Source organism: Pseudomonas sp. A-R-19, from assembly GCF_019956575.1.
Lineage (GTDB): Bacteria > Pseudomonadota > Gammaproteobacteria > Pseudomonadales > Pseudomonadaceae > Aquipseudomonas.
Genome location: NZ_JAHBDR010000079.1, coordinates 1 through 17,887, shown reverse-complemented (window position 1 = coordinate 17,887; position 17,887 = coordinate 1). Strand labels below are relative to the sequence as shown.

14 protein-coding genes are annotated in these 17,887 nt (G+C 63.1%); 5 read left to right on the top strand and 9 right to left on the bottom strand.

Features of this window, described 5'->3' with window-relative positions; genetic code table 11:
* The first annotated feature begins 10 nt into the window (after positions 1-10).
* Genes KGA88_RS22620 through KGA88_RS22610 form a run of 3 tightly spaced genes read left to right on the top strand, consistent with a single transcriptional unit; the run spans position 11 to position 2,875 of the window.
* Positions 11-850, top strand: coding sequence for an SDR family NAD(P)-dependent oxidoreductase (locus KGA88_RS22620; RefSeq protein ID WP_223594383.1), 840 nt, complete (start codon positions 11-13; stop codon positions 848-850).
* The gene (locus KGA88_RS22615; protein WP_110661783.1) at positions 837-1,763 is read left to right on the top strand and encodes an alpha/beta hydrolase; all 927 of its coding nucleotides are present in this window, start codon (positions 837-839) and stop codon (positions 1,761-1,763) included. The genes KGA88_RS22620 and KGA88_RS22615 overlap by 14 nt, the downstream gene beginning before the upstream one ends.
* Positions 1,760-2,875 carry a 3,4-dihydroxy-2-butanone-4-phosphate synthase gene (locus tag KGA88_RS22610; RefSeq protein WP_223594381.1) on the top strand — a complete coding sequence of 372 codons (1,116 nt, stop codon included), beginning with the start codon at positions 1,760-1,762 and terminating at the stop codon, positions 2,873-2,875. Before KGA88_RS22615 ends, KGA88_RS22610 begins: the two co-directional genes overlap by 4 nt.
* A 191-nt stretch (positions 2,876-3,066) precedes the next feature.
* On the opposite strand, the gene surE is transcribed toward KGA88_RS22610, so the two are convergent.
* From surE to KGA88_RS22595, 3 genes are all read right to left on the bottom strand, one after another.
* A complete protein-coding gene (gene surE, locus KGA88_RS22605) occupies positions 3,067-4,044 on the bottom strand; it encodes a 5'/3'-nucleotidase SurE (protein WP_223594377.1) in 978 nt (325 codons plus the stop codon).
* Between the two features lie 80 nt (positions 4,045-4,124).
* Positions 4,125-5,504 carry a DUF1329 domain-containing protein gene (locus tag KGA88_RS22600; protein ID WP_223594375.1) on the bottom strand — a complete coding sequence of 460 codons (1,380 nt, stop codon included), beginning with the start codon at positions 5,502-5,504 and terminating at the stop codon, positions 4,125-4,127.
* Positions 5,505-5,527: 23 nt separating this feature from the next.
* The gene (locus KGA88_RS22595) at positions 5,528-7,045 is read right to left on the bottom strand and encodes a DUF1302 domain-containing protein (RefSeq protein ID WP_317851685.1); all 1,518 of its coding nucleotides are present in this window, start codon (positions 7,043-7,045) and stop codon (positions 5,528-5,530) included.
* Positions 7,046-7,493: 448 nt separating this feature from the next.
* Between KGA88_RS22595 and KGA88_RS22590 the strand changes: the two genes are divergently transcribed.
* Entirely contained in the window at positions 7,494-9,236 is a 1,743-nt protein-coding gene (locus KGA88_RS22590) for an FAD-binding protein (protein ID WP_223594371.1), read from the top strand.
* A complete protein-coding gene (locus tag KGA88_RS22585; RefSeq protein WP_223594369.1) occupies positions 9,233-10,111 on the top strand; it encodes an SDR family NAD(P)-dependent oxidoreductase in 879 nt (292 codons plus the stop codon). Before KGA88_RS22590 ends, KGA88_RS22585 begins: the two co-directional genes overlap by 4 nt.
* A gap of 172 nt (positions 10,112-10,283) precedes the next feature.
* On the opposite strand, the gene KGA88_RS22580 is transcribed toward KGA88_RS22585, so the two are convergent.
* From KGA88_RS22580 to KGA88_RS22555, 6 genes are all read right to left on the bottom strand, one after another.
* Positions 10,284-11,864 carry a FadD3 family acyl-CoA ligase gene (locus KGA88_RS22580; protein WP_223594367.1) on the bottom strand — a complete coding sequence of 527 codons (1,581 nt, stop codon included), beginning with the start codon at positions 11,862-11,864 and terminating at the stop codon, positions 10,284-10,286.
* 72 nt (positions 11,865-11,936) lie between these two features.
* The gene (locus KGA88_RS22575) at positions 11,937-12,683 is read right to left on the bottom strand and encodes an SDR family NAD(P)-dependent oxidoreductase (RefSeq protein ID WP_110661736.1); all 747 of its coding nucleotides are present in this window, start codon (positions 12,681-12,683) and stop codon (positions 11,937-11,939) included.
* Between the two features lie 235 nt (positions 12,684-12,918).
* A complete protein-coding gene (locus KGA88_RS22570) occupies positions 12,919-14,001 on the bottom strand; it encodes a ferredoxin--NADP reductase (RefSeq protein WP_223594365.1) in 1,083 nt (360 codons plus the stop codon).
* A 13-nt stretch (positions 14,002-14,014) separates the two neighbouring features.
* Complete coding sequence (locus KGA88_RS22565) at positions 14,015-14,770, bottom strand: glucose 1-dehydrogenase (RefSeq protein WP_085725856.1); 756 nt, start codon at positions 14,768-14,770, stop codon at positions 14,015-14,017.
* Entirely contained in the window at positions 14,758-16,437 is a 1,680-nt protein-coding gene (locus tag KGA88_RS22560; protein WP_223594363.1) for an FAD-binding protein, read from the bottom strand. Before KGA88_RS22560 ends, KGA88_RS22565 begins: the two co-directional genes overlap by 13 nt.
* Positions 16,438-16,446: 9 nt before the next feature.
* Positions 16,447-16,962 (bottom strand): flavin reductase family protein, encoded by a 516-nt coding sequence (locus KGA88_RS22555; protein ID WP_110663281.1) that lies wholly within the window; start codon positions 16,960-16,962, stop codon positions 16,447-16,449.
* Between the last annotated feature and the right edge of the window lie 925 nt (positions 16,963-17,887).

The window sequence follows — 17,887 nt, the reverse complement described above, 5'->3', positions numbered from 1 at the left end:
GGAGTAGGCGATGAGTAATGAACAAGGGCCGGTAGCGGTGATTACCGGGGCCGCCAGTGGTATTGGTCGAGGCTTGGCCGAACACGCGGCGACGCTGGGCATGCGCCTGGTGCTGGCGGATCGGGATGCAGCTGGCCTGCAAGCCCTGTGCGACGAATTGAAGGCCCGCGGTGTGCAAGCGATTGCCTGCGTCACCGATGTCGGCGATATGAAGCAGGTCGAGCACTTGCGTGATCGGGCTGTCGAGCACTTTGGCGGGGTCGACCTGCTGTTCAACAACGCCGGGGTGATGCAAACCGGCTTCAGCTGGGAAATCACCGAGGCGCAATGGCAGCGCATACTGAACGTCAACCTCAACGGCGTGATCAACGGCATTCGCAGCTTTGTGCCGCTGCTGCTCAGTCAGGGCCGGGTAGCCCATGTGATCAACACGGCGTCCCTTGCCGGGCTGGTCAGCAGTCCGTTGATGGCACCGTACAACGTGACCAAGCAGGCCGTGGTCGCGCTCTCGGAAACCCTGCATTACGAACTCGCCATGCTGGGTGCACCGGTGTCGGTTTCGGTACTGTGCCCGGGGCCGGTGGCCAGTGAAATCATGGCGTCGAACCAGGAAGTGGGCACCGCCGGATCCGACTTCAGTCAACTGCTCGACAGTACCGTTCGCCAGGGTATGACCCCGGCGGAACTGGCCGCGCAAGTGTTCGCCGCCGTCGCGCAAAAGCGTTTCTGGATCCTGCCCCACAAGGGTTTCAAGCCGGCCCTTGAGCGCCGGGTACAAAGCATCCTGGGCGAAACCAATCCGCAGTTTCAAATGACTGACGTAGAGGACGATGCCCATGCCGCTCGATAAGCAGATCGCTGGAGTACTCCAGCAGTTTCGCGACATCCCGGAGCCCGATTTCAGCCAGGTCGATGCCGCCCAGTACCGGCAATTCTCCGACAATCTGCTGCCGGCCATTCCCGGCGATCCGATGAGCGAGGTTCGCGACCTGAAAGTAGCTGGCGCGGACGGTGAACTGGATGCACGGCTGTACCGGCCATCGGAAGAGCCCAACCTGCCGTTGCTGGTGTTTTTCCATGGCGGCGGATTTGTCATGGGCAATCTCGATACCCATGACAATCTCTGCCGCTCACTGGCGCGCCAGACCGAGGCGGTGGTGGTGTCTGTCGCCTACCGACTGGCCCCGGAGCATCCGTTCCCGGCGGCGCCCCTCGATTGTTATGCGGCCACCTGCTGGCTGGTCGAGCACGCGGCTGAACTGCGCGTCGATGGCCGCCGGCTGGCCGTGGCCGGTGACAGTGCCGGGGGCAATCTGGCGCTGGCGGTCAGTCAGTTGGCGGCACAACGCCAAGGGCCGAAGATCAGTTATCAGTGCCTGTTTTACCCGGTCACCGACGCAGGTTGCGATAGTCAGTCCTTCGAAGACTTTGCCGAGAGCTATCTGCTTTCCGCCGGAATGATGCGCTGGTTCTGGCAGCAATATCTGCAAGACGTCGGGCAGGCGGATGATCCATTGGCTTCGCCGTTGCGCGCCGAGAGCCTTGTCGGGTTGCCGCCAACGACCCTGATTACCGCCGAATTCGACCCGTTGCGTGATGAGGGCGAGGCAATGGCCGAGTGCTTGCGTGAGGCCGGCGTGCCTGTGCGGGTACAGCGTTGTGACGGCATGATCCACGGCTTTATCAGCATGGCGGCATTTGTCGAAGGGGCGGCACATGCCTTGTCCGATGCAGCGGCCGACCTGCGCGGGGCACTCAAATGAACGGCCTGGCCTTCAACACGGTGCCGCAACTGATCGAGGCCATTGGCGCCGGTCAGATGGTGGTGATCACCGACGACGAACACAACGGCGAAGGCTCGTTGCTGATGGCCGCCGAACAGGCCGGGGCCGAGGCCGTCACCTTCATGGCGGTGCAGGCGCGCGGGCTCATTTGCCTGGCCCTGACCGAGCAGCGCTGCCGTGCGCTGGGCCTGGACCTGATGGTGCCCAATTCCCGGGCACAACATGGCGTGGGTTTTACCCGCTCGATCGAAGCCGCCACCGGAGTGTCCACGGGCATCTCGGCGGCGGACCGGGCGCGGTCGATCCAGGTGGCGGTCGACCCAGCCAGCGTTCCTACGGACCTGGTGCAACCGGGGCATATCTTCCCGGTGCAGGCCTTGCCCGGTGGCGTGATGCAGCGCGCCGGGCATGTCGAGGCGGCCTGCGACCTGACGCGACTGGCAGGGCTGCAATCGGCGGCAACCCTGGTGGGCATTCTCAACGAAGACGGCGAACTGGCCCGTGGTGCCGAGTTGCATGAGTTCGCCCAGCGGCATGGCCTGCGCATCGGCACCATCGTCGACTTGATTCACTACCGCATCCTCCATGAAGGCACGATCGAGCGCGGCGGCGAATATCCGTTGCATACCCGCCATGGCGAGTTCCAGGTGACCACCTATCAGGACACCTACCAGGGCTCGTTGCACATGGCGCTGGTCAAGGGCCGGATCGACAGCACGCAACCGGTGCTGGTGCGGGTGCAAAGCATCGAGACGTTGCGTGACGTTCTGGGGTGTGAACGCGAAGGCGGGCCGCAACAGTGGACCCTGGAGCGTTCGCTGGCCAGTATCGCGGCGGCCGGTAGCGGTGTGCTGGTGCTGCTGGCGCAAAAGGAAACCGCCGAGGGCGTGCTCGAACAACTGCGTCAGCGCAACGCAGGCAAGCACTTGGCGTCACAGTTTCCGCAACGGACCCTGGGCATCGGCGCGCAGATCCTGCGCGACCAGAACGTACGCAAATTGCGCCTGATGAGCTCGCCGGTGCCGTACAAGGCCGTGTCCGGGTTTGATCTGGAAGTGACCGAGTTTGTGCCGTTTCAACCAGCAGACTGAAGGCAACACAAAAACCTGTGGGAGCGAGCTTTTGTGGCGAGGGGGCTTGCCCCCGTTCGGCTGCGTAGCAGTCGTAAAATCGGCGAATGCGTTCTCACTGAAAAAACGCGAACACTGATTTTAGGACCGCTGCGCGCCCCAACGGGGGCAAGCCCCCTCGCCACAGGTCAGTGTGGTCCCAAAGATTCAGCTTAAGGCTTGATGCCTCGCAACATCTTCTTCGCCTGATCCTGTACCGCCTCTGGCGCGGTCATGTTGCCGTCGATCACGGTGATCACCGCGTGGCCTTGCCACAGTTGATAGGCATCGGCCTTTTGCTGGGCTTGGGTCGGTGTCGAAGGAGCGGCCAGGTTGACGTGGACCACGCCGTCGGTGCCGCGCTGCGAGGTGAAGTTCACGCGATCCCAGTTGCCGATCGGCGCAAAGCTCACGCCTTTGACCTCCTCGGGTTTCAGGGGCGGGTAGTTGAGGTTCAAGCCGCTGACACCCGGCAGGCCGAGCACGTTCAAATCACACGGATGTTTATTTTTGGCGCAGGCCTGTCTGGCTTCGGTGCCGGCCAGGCTCGCCTGCTCGATCACCTTCACCGCAAAGCGTGCCGTGTCGTCCATGGCGCCCAGGGTCTTGCGGTAGCCGGCCTGCTGGTCGCGGATGATCAGGTCCATGTCGATACCCGTGGACACCGCCACCGCCGGAATCCCCTTGAACATCGCCCGTACAGCAGCGTTGAGGGTGCCGGACATCTGCGTCAACGGGCCGACGTTTTCACCAAAATTGCTGCCGGACACCACCAGGTCCGGCGGCGAATCCTTGAGGATCACGTCGAGGCCGACGTTGACCGCATCCACTGGCGTACCGATAGCAGAGGTCTTGCCGGCAGGCGGGGTGTAGCCCTCTGGCGGCCCGACACAAAATTTGCCTGGCGCCAGTTCGGTCACAGCCAGGGCCTGGCCGGGTACGACCACGCTGGCGGCGCTGATGCCGCTGCTGTCGTTCAACGGGCCGACCAGGGTGACCTTGTGCCCGGCGGCAGTCAGGGCGCGGTACATCGCGTCGATGCCGGGTGCGCGGCAGCCGTCGTCGTTGGTCAGCAGGATGTTCAAGGCATTGGCATGCACCGACAGGCCAACGCTGGCCATGGCGATGACGCCGGTTAGGAATTTGTTCATCGAGGGAGTCTTCCATGGAAGGAGCGGATTTTACAAAGCATAACGCCCCGACCGAATGACTCGGCCGGGGCGTCATGGTTTTAGCGGGTGCCGAGTTTGCGCAGGTTGCCAGGGGTGAATTCGTCTTCGGTGAAGGCGGTGGCGTTGAGCTTGGCCGGTTTCTGATCGACCAGCATGCGGTCAACCAGGTAGGAGCCGGCGATCAGGTCGTGGTAGATCCCGAGGCGAGCGTGGTAACGCTGCATCTCGTAGGCGTAGATCGAGGTCTGCATGTTGGTGCGCCACAACTGGCCACGGCTGTCGTAGTTGTCGGCCATGGTCGCCGACCAGGTGTCCTCGTCCAGGTACAGCACGCGCTTGGCGTACACGTGGCGGGCACCTTCCTTGAGGTTGGCCTGCAGGACCCAGACGCGGTGTTTTTCGTAGCGCATGTACTGCGGATCGATGTGACCGGTGGTGGCCAGGATCTGGTCGGCCGTTACGCTTGGATCGTCGATCTTGTAGTTGTGGTACGGAATGTAGATCTCTTTCTTGCCGACGATGGTCCAGTTGTAGCGGTCCGGTGCACCGTTGAACAAACGGTCTTCGTCGTACACGCGAAAACCTCCCGCGCCGGTCGGCGAGTCGTAGCCCACGGTCGGTGCGCGACGTACCCGGCGTTGACCCGGGCTGTACTGCCAGGCCTGGCGCGGGGCGGCGGTCGGGTTGATGAACTCGTGACCGACGACGATCTCGCCTTTCTTGCGCACCGGTTCCAGGGTGGTGATCAGGAAGTTGGTGAGTACGCCGTTGGCCGTTTCAAGGGTTTTGTCCGGGCTCGACCAGATCGAGTAGATCTTGTAGTTGACCTCTTCGAGTACCTTTTCCTTGTTGGAGTACACCACGGCCTGGCCGTAGTTGGCCTCTTCCGTGTTGGCGCGTCCCTGCAAGGTGTGGTTGAACATCAGCTCGCTGCCGTTCTTCGGGATCGGGAACGGCGAAGCACCCCAAGCGTTCTTGGTGTCGTTATTGTCATTGTCGAGTTCGGCAGTGACGGCATTTTTCTTGATCAGGTCTTCCAGCTTCTGATCGAGACGGAAGTCGCGGTGGCTCGGGTACACCGGGATCTTGAAGGTGTCAGGGTAGCGTTTAAGTAACGCTTTCTGGCCATCGCTCAGGTTGTCGGCGTACTTGTCCATGTTCTTCGAATCGATCACGAACAATGGTTTTTCCGCGGCGTACGGGTCCGGGTACGGTGTGCCGGGACCGGCGTATTTGAGTCCCGGTGGCAGGCCGCGCCATTTACCGGTCCAGGCCGGGATGCTGCCGTCAGCGTTGCCGGCCTTTTCGGCGCCCATCGGGGTCAGGTCGTGGCCCAGGCGGGCGGCTTCCTCGGGGCTGACCTTGGCGTAGGCCAGGCCACTGCCGAGCAGGCCGACGGTCAGCGCGGTGCTCAATAATGTTTGGGTGAATCTGGACATGCTGTGCTCCTCCGATTGGGGAATCAGAACCGGTACTTGAAGTTGAGCGCGACGTTGTCGCGGTCGGCCAACGGGCTGTTGTTGGCGTTGCCGAGGTAGGCGTTGTAGCGGGCCTCGACGGTGAAGTTGCCCAGGTAGCGCCATGAGCTGCCGATACTGGCGCGGTCGTCGCCTTCACCCGAGTTGATCGAGCCGACCATCGAGCTGTCGCCGTGGGAGGCCGTGCTGTAGGTGATGGGGACCGACATGTCCCAGCCGCTGAACACGTCGTTGTAATCGAAGCTGGCCTGAACCGTGTAACCCCATGCCTCGCGGTCGTAGACCAGGCTGTCGGTGCCCGGAAGCGAGAAGCCCGGCGCCAGGGTCACTGGCTGCGACTTGTCGTTGCTGACGACGGTGTTGTAGACCACCTCACCGGTCAGGGTGGTGTTGTCGGCGAAGGACGTCGGGCCAACCACGTAGATCATCGACGACTGCGCCTGCACGGTCTTGCCACGCACGGGGCTGGAGAAACCGTTGTCGACCATCACCGGCGTACCGTCGCGGTAGCTGACTTCACCGGCCCAGCTAACGTCGCCCAGCACGGTGGCGAAACTCGCGCCGAACAGGTCGATGTTGTCGAAGTAGCGCACCTGGTAGCGGCCCAGGGTCGACGCAAAGTCCAGCGACGGGGTCTTGTCGTGGTAACGCGAGTAGTAGATGCCGAACTCGGTGTTGTTCAGCGACGCGGCGGCGTAGGTGAAGGCAAGGCCGTACTGGCCGCTGTCGCTCGGCTTGTCGTCCTTGAGGCGGGTGACGAAACCGGAGGCGTCGTTGAAGCCGCCTTCATCGATGAAGTCGGTGGTAGAGAAGTAGCTACCCACGCCGAACAGCTCGGTCTTTTCCCACTTGTACTGGTAGTAGGCCTGGATACCCAGGCTTTCGGTCAGGGCGAACTGGGTGAACAGTTGGCCGACCGGCAGCAGGATTTCCTTGACCTCGACGCCCGGGGTCGTTGCCTTGGTCGCGTCCACCGGGCTCTGGGCCGCGGAAATGCCCGGATAGAACAGGCTCTCACCCCAGCTCACCACCTGGTTACCCAGGCGCGCGTTGAGGGCGTGGCCGCTCAGGTCCCAGGTGCCATAGGCGTAGTAATCGAGCATGCGCAGTTCATTGCGATGCTGGTCGATGGTGTCCTGGGAGAATCGGTCAGGCTGGCTGCAATGGCCACCGGCGAAGCAGTTAGAGGTGCCGGTGGTGTTGTCGTTGTCCTGATCGTAGACGTTGTCGTAGAAGCCGGTCGCCCGGACAAACACGCCGTAGTTGTCTTGCCACTTGATGTTGGCTTCGGTGAGAAAGCCGCTGCGGTTGTTGATCAGGCTGCCTTTGTCGAACGCGTTGTCGCCGTCGTTGCCGTTGGCATTGGCGGTCAGTTTGTGATCGCGAGCCTCGGTCCGCCAGGCGAGGCTGTACGTCAGTGTGGTGTCCCAGTCGATGCTCAAGTCTTCGCTTGGCTGGAAGCTCATGGCGTTAACGTGAGCGCTTAGTCCGCCAGCCAGCATCAATAGAACAAGCTGTGTACGAGGGTGCTGTGTTGGTGGGGCGATTATTGTTTTTATCATGTCGTCCTCATGGCCCAGGTCAGACCTGACCGACCTGCATTTCAGGGGGATTGTTGGTGCTGTGGGCGACTATGGAGTCACGACTTGCGCGCAACATCGTCCAAGCGGACTAAGCGATTTGTACGGGGGAACAGCAAACATCGGATCGCTGTAGGAGCCGGCTTGCTGGCGATAGCGTTGTGTCAGATTTCATAAGTGTTGATTGATGCGCCGCCATCGCCAGCAAGCCGGCTCCTACAGGTTCATGGGGTGGCAGCGGGCCTCTCCTTAGTCTTATCGGACGATGAACACCCGGCGTCTGCGGCGAACAATCCCGAGACCGACTGCACCGGGCGAAGATCCGGCGGTGGCGGTTTCTGCCTGATGGGCGCTGAACAAGGGTGATCGCATGAACGCTGCCGGGATCAAATGGGACGAGTGCTGTGATGTGTTGGTGATTGGCTCGGGAGCAGGGGGCATGACCGCTGCGCTGCGCGCTCACGACCTGGGCCTGAATGCGCTGCTGATCGAGAAAAGCGGCGAATATGGCGGCACCTCGGCGGTGTCCGGCGGCGGGATCTGGATCCCCAACAACCACCGGATCAGCGCCATCGGCGGCAGTGATTCGGCAGCCGAAGCGATCGCCTACATCCGCGCCGTGACCAACGGCGAGATCGACGACGGGCGCATCGAAGCCTACGTCGAGCATGGGCGGGAAATGGTCGAGTACCTGGAGCAACACACCCGGGTGCGCTTCGAGGCACAACCTCGTTACTCCGACTACTACCCGGAAGTCGAAGGCGGCAAACCGGGCTATCGCTCGATGGATCCGCAACCGTTCGATGCCGCCGAACTGGGCGAAGAATTCTTGCGCATGCGCGCACCGTCCCCCGGCACCCTGATGATGGGGCGCATGGCGATGACCATGAAAGAGGCGCAAGTGTTGCTGTGCCGCGGCCCTGGCTGGTTGCGCCTGACCCTGCGGGTGATGTGGCGCTACTGGCGTGATCGCGAAGGGCGGCGCTTGTCCCGCCGCGACCGTTTCCTGACCCTGGGCAATGCCCTGATCGGTGCCTTGCGCTGTTCGTTGCAGGATCGCGGCAAGTCGCTGTGGCTCAACTGTGCGCTGGAAGAATTGCTGCTGGTCGGCGACCGGGTCGGCGGGGCGCGGGTCAATCGCAACGGCCAGGTGCTCAACGTCAAGGCGCGCTACGGCGTGATCGTTGCCGCCGGCGGTTTCGAACGTAACCAGGCGATGCGCGAGCAGTATCTGCCGCAACCGTCCCAGGCGAGCTGGAGCGCCACGCCGCCGAACAATACCGGCGACGGCATTCGCGCCGGCCAGGCCATCGGCGCGCGGACCGCGTTGATGGAGCACAGCTGGTGGGCGCCGACCACTTACGTCAAGGGCGAAGAAAAGCAACGTGCGTTGTTTGTCGAACGAACCCTGCCGGGGTGCGTGATGGTCAACGCGGCGGGTGAGCGTTTCGTCAATGAAGCTGCACCCTATACCGACATCGTTTACGCGATGTACGCCAACAACCGCGAAGGCGCCGCGAGCGTGCCGTGCTGGATGGTGTTCGACGCCGAGTTCCGCCGCAAATACCCGTGCGGCGCCTTGCTGCCGGGTTATGCCCAGCGCGATTGGCAATTGCCCGAACACCTGCGCGACTACTTCCACAAGGCGTCGAGCCTGGAAGAACTGGCGACGAAAATCGGCGTCGACGGTGCCGGGCTGGTCCGCAGCGTGCAACGCTTCAACGGCATGGCCGTGCAGGGCGTCGATGAGGATTTCCACAAGGGCGACTCGTTGTTCGACCGCTACTACGGCGACCCGAACGTACAACCCAATCCGTGCCTGGCGCCATTGCTCAAGGGGCCGTTCTACGCGGTGCGCATCGACGCCGGCGACATCGGCACCAAGGGTGGCCTGCTGACCGACGTGCATGCCCGCGTGCTGCACGAGGACGGAGAACCGATCAACGGCCTGTACGCCATCGGCAACAGCGCCGCCTCGATGATGGGCCGTACCTATCCGGGTGCCGGTTCGACCATTGGCCCGGCCATGACCTTCGGTTACCTGGCGGCCAATCACATCAAGCGCCAGAGCGAAACCGCTTCGGCCAAAACCTTGTTCGGGAGTGTCGAATGAATCAGCCACGTCAACAAATCGCTGTTGTTACCGGCGCCAGTCGCGGAGTGGGCCAGGGTATCGCCCTGGCCCTTGGGGCGGCGGGCATGACGGTGTATGTCACTGGCCGTGCCCCGGCGCAAGGCGGGTCGAATTTGTACGGACATGCCTTGAACGGTTCGCTGGAGGACACCGCCGCCGCGATCACCGCCGCCGGTGGGCGCGGTATCGCGGTGGTCTGTGATCACGCCGATGACGCGCAGGTCCAGGCACTGTTTGCGAAGGTCGAAGAGGAATGCGGGCATCTGGATTTGCTGGTGAACAACGCCGCGTTCATCCATGACCAGTTGATCGAACCGGGGCCGTTCTGGGCCAAACCGCTGGAACTGGTGCGCATTCTCGACGTCGGTCTGCGCTCGGCCTACATCGCCAGTTACTACGCGGCCCCGCTGTTGCTGAAAAGTGTCCAGGGGCTGATTTGCTTCACTTCGTCATTCGGCGCCGGCTGCTACATGCACGGCCCGGCGTATGGTGCGCAAAAGGCCGGCGTCGACAAGCTGGCGGCCGACATGGCGATCGATTTCGAAGGGCAGGGCGTGGCGGCGTTGTCGCTGTGGCTTGGCCCGCAACTGACCGAACGCACGAAGATTGCCGGCGAGCAGCATGGCGAGCAGTACCAGGCGTTTCTGGCCCACGCCGAAACCCCGCAATTCAACGGGCGGGTGATCCATGCCTTGCTCAATGATCCGCAGTTGATGGCGTTGTCCGGGCAGACCCTGATCACCGCCGAAATCGCCCCCGGCTATGGCATCAGCGAAGCCGAAGGCCGCCAGCCACCGTCCCATCGCGCCATGCTCGGCGATCCGCGCCAGCAGCATCCGGCGCGGGTGGTCTGACTCAGATTAAGTAAGACAAACACAATACCTGTGGGAGCGGGCTTGCTCGCGAAAGCGGCATGTCAGTCAACAATAATGTTGAGGCTGATGACCCCTTCGCGAGCAAGCCCGCTCCCACAGTTGATCGGTGTCGGACGCGAAAACCGAGGACATCCTCCGACTTGGATTGCGATTAACCGACTGGCTGCAATGCCCACTCGCGCAACACATTCTTGGTCACTTTCCCCGCCGCATTGATCGGCATCTTCTGCAGCACCTGGACCCGGCGCGGCACCTTGTAGTTGGCCATCTGCTCACGGCACCAGGCGAGGAAGCGTGCCTGCTCGATCTCGATGCCTGGCGCGGGCAGCAGGAACGCCATTGCCACCTCACCCATGCGCTCGTCAGGAATGCCGATCACCGCGGCCTGGGCCACGCCCGGATAGGTCAGCAGGCACTGTTCGATCTCCGCCGGGTATACGTTGAAGCCGCCGGTGATGAACATGTCCTTGAGGCGGTCGGTGATGCGCAGGTAACCCTGTTCATCGAGCATGCCGATGTCGCCGGTGTGCAGCCAGCCGTCGGCGTCGAGTAGTTCCTGGCTGGCTTCGGGGTTATTGAGATAACCCTGCATCAGGTTGTAGCCGCGAATCTGCACTTCGCCGGGGATGTTGGCCGGCTGGCTGCGACCGTTGTTGCCGACACAGCGCACTTCTACGCCAGGCATGGCCCGGCCACTGGTGTTGGCGACCCGTTCCGCCGAGTCGCCGGAGCGGCAGATCGTGGCGAAACCGCAGACTTCCGTCAGGCCGTACGCGGTGACGATGGTGGCGAAGCCCAGTTCGTCGCGCATGCGGTGGATCATCTCCACCGGAATCGCTGCCGCCCCGGTCACCGCCACGCGCAAGGAGCTGAGGTCGAATTGGTTGCGTTGCGGATGGGCCAGCAACGACTGATACAACGTCGGTGGCCCGGGCAACACGGTGATGCGTTCGCGCTGCACGCATTCGAGCACGGCCTGCACGTCGAACACCTGCTGCGGCAGGATGGTGCAGCCGCGCATCAGCGCCGCGAGCCAGCCGGCCTTGTAGCCGAAGGAATGGAAGAACGGATTGACGATCAGGTAGCGATCACTCTCGCGCAAACCGACGATATCGCTCCAGTCGCGCACGATGCGCAGGTTCTGGCCGTGGCTGGTCATCACGCCTTTGGGTTTGCCGGTGGTGCCGGAAGTAAACAGCACATCGGACAAGGCCTGCGGGCCAACGCTCTGTTCGCGGGTGCGCAGGGCCAGGTGCGGCACGTCGTCCGCCAGGTCCATGAACCGTTCCCACGCCAGGGTGCCCGAATTGGCGCCGCGCAGGCTGACGATGTGGCGCAACTCAGGCAGGTCTTCCGAGGCCAGCATGCCGGGGTAGTCCGCGCCGAGGAACTCGCCGATGGCAAACAGCACGCAGGTGCCGCTTTCGCGCAGGATGTAGCCGGCCTCGCTGCCCTTCATCCGGGTGTTGAGCGGCACCAGGGCCGCGCCGACACTTTGCAGGGCGCCGGCGGCGACGATCCATTCCCACACGTTGGGCGCCCAGATCGCCACGCGGTCCCCGACCTGTACGTCGAGGGCCAGCAATGCGCGGGCAGCCTGGCGGCGCAGTTGGTCGAGTTGTCGGTAGCTGATGACGTGGCCCGCGTCCTCGATGGCCGGGCGGTCGCCGTAGGCCTGGGCAGCGTTGGCGAACAGTTGAGCAATGGTCAGTGCGGTGGCGACAGGCGGCATGGGGCCTCCCCGGTTAGAAGACATGTACGAAAAAGGGAGTAGGCCGGGCAGGGCGCCCGGCCGGATTGCGAATTACTGGGCGGGCGGGGCGAAACGGCGACCGGCGGAGAAACCGCCGTCCACGGCGATCATCTGGCCGCTGACAAAGGACGCTTCGTCGGAGGCCAGGAACAGCGCGACGTTGGCCACTTCTTCCGGTTGCCCGGAGCGGTTGAGCATGTGCTGCGAGGCGAAAAACGCGTGGAACGCATCATTGTCACGGACCATGCTGGTCATCGGCGTTTCGATCAGGCCCGGGCACAGGCCGTTGACGCGAACGTTGGCGTAACCGTAGTCGATGGCCATCGAGCGGGTCAGCTGGTTGATGCCGCCCTTGGACACGTTATAGGCCACGTTGCCGTCGCAACCTTGCAGGCCGAAGATCGAACCGACGTTGATGATCGAGCCGCCGCGTTGTTCCACCATCGACGCCAGCGCGTACTTGCTGGTGAGCATGCTGCCGGTCAGGTTGATGTCCATCACCCGTTGCCAGTTGGCGGTGGTGGTCTGGGTCACGCTGCCCTGGTCGGCGACGCCGGCGGCGTTGACCAGTACATCGATGCGCCCGAAGCGGCTGATGACTTCTTGCATGACCTGTTGCACCTGCGCTTCGTCGCGCACGTCGAGGGTCATGAACAGGCCGGGAAAGTCCGCCGGTGCACTGCCGATGTCCAGCCCGACCACTTGCGCGCCTTCGGCCGCGAAACGGCGCACGCAGGCCAGACCGATCCCCGAAGCGCCGCCGGTGACCACCGCGACCTTATTCTGCAAACGAGCCATAACTGCACCTCTTTATTGTTGTGGGCTAATGCTGTGGCCGAGTCTAACCGCAGACCGGGCCTGGGTGATCGTCCGTTGAGACTAAGGCCAATATTGGTCGGACAGCGGAAACCTGTGGCGAGGGGGCTTGCCCCCGTTCGGCTGCGAAGCAGTCGTCGCTTCGAGATTTTGGGGCCGCTTCGCAGCCCAACGGGGGCAAGCCCCCTCGCCACAGGTACAGTGTTTGTCCTGAATATCAATCCGGGAATTTCAGGCGTACCTTCGCCCCGGTCGGGCGGCTTTGGCAGGCCAGTGTCCAGCCGTCGGCGAGTTCTTTTGCGCTCAACACATCGTTGCGCGCCAACTGAACCTCACCTTCCTTGACCACGCACATGCAGGCCCCACAGAAACCTTCTTCACAGGATGACGGCACGTCCAGCCCGGCAGCCTTGCAACTTTGCAGCAGGGTGTCACCCGGCTGGCAGGCAATTTCGTGTTGCTGGCCATCGAGTTCGACGATCAATGCTTCACAGTGGGAACCCATCGCGGCCTCGCGGGCGAGGGCTTCTTCGGCCAGCAGTTCGTCAGGGTCTGGCGGTGAGACGAAACGTTCGACATGGATGTGTTCGGCCGCCTCACCCAGCGCCAGCAACGTGCGTTCCACGGTGTCCATGAACGGGCCCGGCCCGCAGATGAAGTAGTCGCCGCCGGCCGATCCGCGCAGCAGATGACGGACCTGATGGTCCGTCAGGAACCCCTGCACCGAATCGAGGACGTGCACCACGTGCAGTTGATCAGGATGCGCCTTGATCAACCGGCACAGCTCGTCCTTGAAAATCACCGACGCTTCATCGCGGTTGGCGTAGATCAATTTGATCGGCCGCTGGCTGCTGTGCAGCACCGACTTGAGAATGGAGAACACCGGGGTGATGCCCGAGCCGCCACCGAACAAGACCAGGGGTTTTTCGCTGTTTGCCTGCGGGTCCAGGCAGAAAAGCCCGGCCGGTGGCAGCACTTCCAGCCAGTCGCCGACCTGGACTTCGTTCATCCAGTTCGACACCCGGCCACCGTCGACCCGTTTTACCGTGACCTTGGGCAGCGCATCCGCGAGGGGCGAGCTGGCCATGGAGTAGCAGCGGGTCAACAATTTGCCAGCGAAGGGCACGCGAAAACTCAGGAACTGGCCCGGTTTGTAGTGAAAGCGCTCACGCAGGTTTGGCGGTACGTCCAGCACCAGCGAGCGCGCGTCAGCGGTCTCGTCGATCACCGCACACACTTGCAATGAGACGCTTCCCGTCGTCGATTCAGCCGGGGTCAGGTTCTGTTGTTGCGTGCCCATATTCACCTCGACCTCAGAGCCCGCTGATCAGTTGGGCATTGTCGACGCGGATCTCGGCACCGTTGACGAATCGCGACTCGTCGGTGGCGAGGAACAGCACCACGTTGGCAATGTCCCGTGGCGCGGCCATACGGTTCATCGGGTCCTGGTCGAGAGCTTCCTGCGGGATTGGCTGACCACCGGCCAGGGCCTGGGTCATCGGTGTGTTCACGCCATCGGGGTGCACGCTGTTGCAACGGATGCGGTAGCCCTGTTGCTTGCAGTGCAGGGCGATGGAACGGGTCATCGCCGCCACCGCGCCTTTGGAGGCCGAGTAAGCGCAGAACATCGGCATGGCGCCCAACGCCGCGACCGACGACATGTTGATGATCGAGCCGCCACCGGTTTCCTTCATGGCCTGGATCGCGTACTTGCAGCCGAGGAAGTAGCCTTCGCCGTTGATCTTCTGCACCTTCTGCCACAGCTCCAGGGTGGTGTCTTCGATGCTGCCCAGGGCCAGGATCGCGGCGTTGTTGACCAAAACGTCGAGGCGGCCGAAGTGTTCGACGGTGGTTTTGATCACGTGTTGCCAGTCGCTTTCGCTGGCGATGTCGTGGCGGATGAACAGCGCATTGGCGCCGATTTCCGCAGCGGCCTGACGACCGGCCTCTTCATTGAGGTCGGTCAGTACCACCTTGGCGCCTTCGCGGGCCAGCAGCAGGGCGTCTTCGCGACCGATGCCGCTGGCGGCGCCGGTGATGATGCAGACTTTGCCTTCTACACGTTGCATTGTTGTTCTCCTGATCGTGCGGTTTGAAGTGCGAATTGGTCGGCCGCGTGGGCAGCTGCCCGGCGACCTGAGTAAATGCAATCGGCCAGTGACAGGCCGGAGACATACAGGTTGGAGGCGACCCCGACCGCATTGCGGCCGGCGCTGTAGAGACCGTTTATTGGCTGGCCGGCGTGGTCCAGCACCCGACCGCTGTCCTCGCAGACCTTCAGCCCGCCCAGGGTGATGACCGGGCAGGGGAAGAGTTTGCTGTCAAAGGACAGGTCGAGGGCGTACCACGGACCCTGGTCGAGGTTGGCGAGCATCGCGGCGGACTTGCCGAACTCGTCGGCGACCTCACCCCGTGCCGCGCGGGAATAGCGTTCGACACTTTGGCGCAGCAGTTCCGGCGGCAGGTTGCAGCGCTTGGCCAACCCGGCCAGGCTGGCGCTGCGCTTGGCGTTGAACACCAGGTTGAGCAGCACCGGCAGGCGCTGGAAATTCCACACCTTGCCCGGACCGACTTGACTGAGTGCTTCTCGAACCAGCGCCCGATTGAGAATCAGGATGGCGCGGCCGTCCTGTTCCTCGACCATGGCGTGGCCGAGGGTCGCGCCGTAGATTTCTTCGTTGGCGTAACGCTGTCCGCGAGCATTGACGATCAGTCCCCGGGCCCAGGCCAATGGCGGGTTGATGAAACGCCAGGCGCTGACCTTGTCCATCCGCGCCACGTCGCCGCCGGCACTCTGGCCCAGGGCGATGCCGCTGCCATTGCACCCGGTGGCACCCAGCGGCAAACCGGCCAGGTACTGCGGCGCGTGTTGGCGCACCAGATCGCGGTTGAAGATAAAACCGCCGCTGCTCAACAGCACCGCCTGTTCGGCGCGAATCAGTTGCCGAATGGCGCTGGTCTGTTCGATGCGCCGCTGACGGGCGCGCAAGCGGTCGGCCAACGCCGGAGCATACATATGAATGGCAGCGGCCCAGCGTGACAGACGCGCGTGCTTTTTGGCTGCGCGGCTACCCGGCGGCAATTGCCAGGCTTCGACGCCGAGGACCTTGTCGTCGAGGTCGAGGACCAGCCGCCGCACTTCGCACTGGCTACGCAGGCGTGCACCGTGGCGCAAGGCGCTGGCCTTGAGCGGGGCGAACAGGCTGGCACCGGACATGCCCGGGCCTTTGGTGCGGTGGCCGCGAGGAGCCGGCTTGGCGCTGGCAGCATAGGCCGGCACGGCTTCGTTGCCGGAGTAATAGAGGTAGTACTGGTCGCTCGGGTACGAGGTTTTGTGCGGCGGCACACTGGCTTCGAAGGCGGCGCCTTGTCGCTCCAGCCAGGCCAGTTGCTCGCGGCTGCCGTCGCAGAAATTGCGCAATGTCGCGTGGCTGACGGCTTCGCCGACTTCCTGGCGCAGGTAGTTGAACATGGCGTCGCTGGTGTCTTCATAGCCAGCCTGACGCTGATACGGCGTACCGCCGCCGGCATACACCACGCCGCCGCTGAGTGCGGTGGCGCCGCCGCCTTCGAAGCGATCCAGGGCGAGTACTGACAGGCCGCGAGTGCTGGCTTCGATGGCGGCACAGGCGCCGGCACCGCCAAACCCGACGATCAGCAAGTCGCAGCGCTCATCCCATGGCAACTGGTCGGCGCTGTTCACTCGCAACGCCGTCAACCGGTTCAGGCTGTCCATGTTCGGGCCTCAGCCAGCAGCAGCGAGAGAAGGGGCCGGTTTGGCGGTGGTGGTGTAGCTGCCGTCGAGGTAGACCAGCGGGGTGATCTCGGCGGTGGTGTGGATTTGCAGGATGCGACCGATGAATACGGTGTGGGTGCCGTAGCTGAAGTGGCCGTCCTGGCGGCAGAGGATCGCCGACTGTGCGTCACCCAGGTAAGGAATGCCGCCTGGGCTGGTCAGCCAGTTGCCACGGTCGAAGCGTGCTTCGCCCTTGATCGCGCCGCTGCACAGGTTGGCCAGGTCTTGTTGTTCGACGCCGAGGATGTTGACGCAGAAGTCGGCGCCGGTCGCGAGTGCGGCGTGGGGCGAGGCGGTCTTGTTGACGCAGATCAGCAGCGATGGCGGTTCGGTGCTCAGGGAGTCGACCGCGGTGGCGGCCATGGCGAAGCGTTCGGAGCCGTTGCTGGTGCTGATAATGGTGACGGACTTGGCCAGGCGGCGCATGGCCTGGAGCATGTCGGCTTTGAGGTTGGCGTCGTTCATCGCACTGGGCCTTTTTGTTGGTTGGGTAGTGCGATGGATTCTTGCTCTGACGTCCATCTGTAACATCGTCCGAGGGGACTAGGCCTTGGCGGCCTCTGGGCCGACCAGGCTGCCGGGTTGATTGAGTACATATCCGTTGCTGCGGTGACGGCGGCTTATGGTTTCGCCCTTACGGCGAGTCCCTTTTGGCAAACGCCCCAAAAGGAACCAAAAGGTCTCGCCCCTGGCGTACGGCCCCTCGCTTAGGCTCGGGGTTCCTTCGCTCCGGCATTCATCCGGTGGCATCGCCCTCCGGTTGGCTTCGCTGGCACCTACATGCGATGAGTTCGACTGCGTCGAACGGCGCTGCGCGCCCATCCCCGGATGAACACCTCCGCTCAGCCTCCCGAGGGGGCGGGTGGATCAAGATCAAGAGCTGCAGGCGAGCTAACGCTCGGCCTGATGAGTGGTGAGGGGCGTGGGTGTACGTCGATTTGCCTTTGCTCTTCTGTGGGAGCGGGCTTGCTCGCGAAGGCGGCCTGTCGGCCGACCAATTTCTTGCAGACATACCCGGTCAAACTGTAGGAGCTGGCTTGCCAGCGATGGCGGCCTACCAGCCGCCCAATCTCTTTCAGACGCACTCAATCCTTGTAGGAGCTGGCTTGCCAGCGATGGCGGCCTACCAGCCGCCCAATCTCTTTCAGACGCACTCAATCCTTGTAGGAGCTGGCTTGCCAGCGATGGCGGCCTACCAGCCGCCCAATCTCTTTCAGACGCACTCAATCCTTGTAGGAGCTGGCTTGCCAGCGATGGCGGCCTACCAGCCGCCCAATCTCTTTCAGACGCACTCAATCCTTGTAGGAGCTGGCTTGCCAGCGATGGCGGCCTACCAGCCGCCCAATCTCTTTCAGACGCACTCAATCCTTGTAGGAGCTGGCTTGCCAGC

What these genes read in the sequence shown, in the direction of transcription:
- KGA88_RS22620 (WP_223594383.1), top strand. Translation starts at nt 11, where the DNA reads ATGAGTAATGAACAAGGGCCGGTAGCGGTGATTACCGGGGCCGCCAGT.
- KGA88_RS22615 (WP_110661783.1), top strand. Translation starts at nt 837, where the DNA reads ATGCCGCTCGATAAGCAGATCGCTGGAGTACTCCAGCAGTTTCGCGAC.
- KGA88_RS22610 (WP_223594381.1), top strand. Translation starts at nt 1,760, where the DNA reads ATGAACGGCCTGGCCTTCAACACGGTGCCGCAACTGATCGAGGCCATT.
- surE (WP_223594377.1), bottom strand. Translation starts at nt 4,044, where the DNA reads ATGAACAAATTCCTAACCGGCGTCATCGCCATGGCCAGCGTTGGCCTG.
- KGA88_RS22600 (WP_223594375.1), bottom strand. Translation starts at nt 5,504, where the DNA reads ATGTCCAGATTCACCCAAACATTATTGAGCACCGCGCTGACCGTCGGC.
- KGA88_RS22595 (WP_317851685.1), bottom strand. Translation starts at nt 7,045, where the DNA reads ATGCTGGCTGGCGGACTAAGCGCTCACGTTAACGCCATGAGCTTCCAG.
- KGA88_RS22590 (WP_223594371.1), top strand. Translation starts at nt 7,494, where the DNA reads ATGAACGCTGCCGGGATCAAATGGGACGAGTGCTGTGATGTGTTGGTG.
- KGA88_RS22585 (WP_223594369.1), top strand. Translation starts at nt 9,233, where the DNA reads ATGAATCAGCCACGTCAACAAATCGCTGTTGTTACCGGCGCCAGTCGC.
- KGA88_RS22580 (WP_223594367.1), bottom strand. Translation starts at nt 11,864, where the DNA reads ATGCCGCCTGTCGCCACCGCACTGACCATTGCTCAACTGTTCGCCAAC.
- KGA88_RS22575 (WP_110661736.1), bottom strand. Translation starts at nt 12,683, where the DNA reads ATGGCTCGTTTGCAGAATAAGGTCGCGGTGGTCACCGGCGGCGCTTCG.
- KGA88_RS22570 (WP_223594365.1), bottom strand. Translation starts at nt 14,001, where the DNA reads ATGGGCACGCAACAACAGAACCTGACCCCGGCTGAATCGACGACGGGA.
- KGA88_RS22565 (WP_085725856.1), bottom strand. Translation starts at nt 14,770, where the DNA reads ATGCAACGTGTAGAAGGCAAAGTCTGCATCATCACCGGCGCCGCCAGC.
- KGA88_RS22560 (WP_223594363.1), bottom strand. Translation starts at nt 16,437, where the DNA reads ATGGACAGCCTGAACCGGTTGACGGCGTTGCGAGTGAACAGCGCCGAC.
- KGA88_RS22555 (WP_110663281.1), bottom strand. Translation starts at nt 16,962, where the DNA reads ATGAACGACGCCAACCTCAAAGCCGACATGCTCCAGGCCATGCGCCGC.